Below are 1,834 nucleotides of genomic sequence, written 5' to 3'. Positions count from 1 at the left end.
CCGCCGCGAGCCGGGGAGCACGGTGCACCGCGGCGGCAGGGCGGCACACACGGGGGAGTGGAGAACACGGTGCGGAAGACGACGGGCCGGGAGACGGCGGACCCGGGGGCGATACGGGAGGCGGCGGCCCGGGAGACGGCCCCGAAGGCGGCGCCCGCGGCGCGGACACGGCGGCGGATGCGGTCCGGCACGGTGATGCTCGGTGGCGCGGGACTCCTCGCGGCGGCCCTGTCCGCGTGCAGCTCGGAGCCGGACCGCCGCTGCGTGGACCGGGACAGCTACGACCACCTCAAGGGCTACCGGATCGTCGCCGACGACCACTGCGCGACGGCCTCCGGTTCCCTCGGCGAGGGAGCCGACCCCGACTGGTACTACGACGCCGACGTCAGCAACGGCTGGGCCGACGACGGCACCTTCAGCCGGAGCCAGGCCGTCGACCGGGGCGGCTTCGGCTCGTCCTCCGGCAGCGGCGGCGGCTGACCGCCCCGCCGGACGGAGAGACGGCCGGACGGAGAAGCGGCCGGACGAGGAAGCGGCCGGACGAGGAAGCGGCCGGACGAAGAGACGGCCCAGCGAGCAGACGAAGGACCCGCCCGTGGAACGCCGCACCATCGAGCCCCGGCCCGGCTGGCAGCAGACCGTCGAGGAACAGGGACTCATCTACCCCCTCACCCTGCCCGAGCGGTTCGAGGCCGACCGGGCGGCGGGCCTCCCCGTCCCCGACGACGCCTGGGTCCCGTACTGGGACGAGAGCGCGTACTACGTCTTCGGCCTCGACGAGGTGGAGGCGCTGGAGGAGGTCGTCGGGGAACTGCACCGCATGTGCCTCGCGGCCGCCGACCACATCGTCACCGCCGACCGCTTCGCCGACCTCGGCATCACCGATCCGCGGGTCGTCCGGGCGGTCACCGAGGCCTGGCACCGGCGGGCCGAACTCCCCTCCCTCTACGGCCGCTTCGACCTCCGCTACGACGGCACCGGTCCCGCGAAGCTGCTGGAGTACAACGCCGACACCCCCACCTCCCTGGTGGAGGCCGCCTCGCCCCAGTGGTTCTGGATGGAGGAACGGTTCCCCGGCGCCGACCAGTGGAACTCCCTGCACGAACGCCTCGTCGACGCCTGGCGCCGGCAGGCCGCGCTCCTTCCGCCGGGCAGCCCGCTGTACTTCGCCCACTCCTCGGCCGACGTCCTCGGCGAGGACCTCATGACCGTCGCCTACCTCAAGGAGACCGCCGAGCAGGCGGGCCTCGACACCGCGTGGCTCACCGTGGAGGAGATCGGCTGGGACCGGCTCTCCGGCCGCTTCGTCGACAACGGCCTCCGGTTCATCCGCAGCATCTTCAAGCTGTACCCCTGGGAGTGGCTCACCACCGACCGCTTCGCCGGCCACGTCCTCGACACCCTCGACAACGGCGGCGGCACCGGCAGCACCCTGTGGATCGAACCCGCCTGGAAGATGCTGCTCAGCAACAAGGCCCTGCTGGCCGTCCTCTGGGAACTCTTCCCGGACCACCCCAACCTCCTCCCGGCCCACCTCGACGGCCCCCGCGACCTGGCGTCGTCCACCGGCTACGTGGCCAAGCCGCTGCTCGGCCGCGAGGGCGCCGGGGTGACGGTCCACCCGCCGGGCAGCGCCCCCGCGGTCCGCGACGAGCCCTGCTGCTACCAGCAGCTCGCCCCGCTGCCGGACTTCGACGGCAACCACGTCGTCCTCGGCGCGTGGACCGTCGGGGACGAGCCCGCCGGCCTGGGGATCCGCGAGTCGTCGGGCCTGATCACCGACGAGTACGCCCGCTTCCTCCCGCACGTGATCCTCTAGACCCGCACCCCGCCC

2 protein-coding genes are annotated in these 1,834 nt (G+C 73.6%); both read left to right on the top strand.

Annotation, left to right across the window (positions count from 1 at the left end; translation table 11 throughout):
- The first annotated feature begins 177 nt into the window (after positions 1-177).
- Positions 178-480, top strand: coding sequence for a hypothetical protein (locus AOK18_RS25710; protein ID WP_055574793.1), 303 nt, complete (start codon positions 178-180; stop codon positions 478-480).
- A gap of 115 nt (positions 481-595) precedes the next feature.
- A complete protein-coding gene (locus AOK18_RS25705) occupies positions 596-1,819 on the top strand; it encodes a glutathionylspermidine synthase family protein (protein WP_055695884.1) in 1,224 nt (407 codons plus the stop codon).
- Positions 1,820-1,834: the final 15 nt, after the last annotated feature.

This window comes from Streptomyces prasinopilosus (genome assembly GCF_001419695.1).
GTDB classification, from domain to species: domain Bacteria; phylum Actinomycetota; class Actinomycetes; order Streptomycetales; family Streptomycetaceae; genus Streptomyces; species Streptomyces prasinopilosus.
This window is presented reverse-complemented; position numbering and strand designations above follow the sequence as displayed.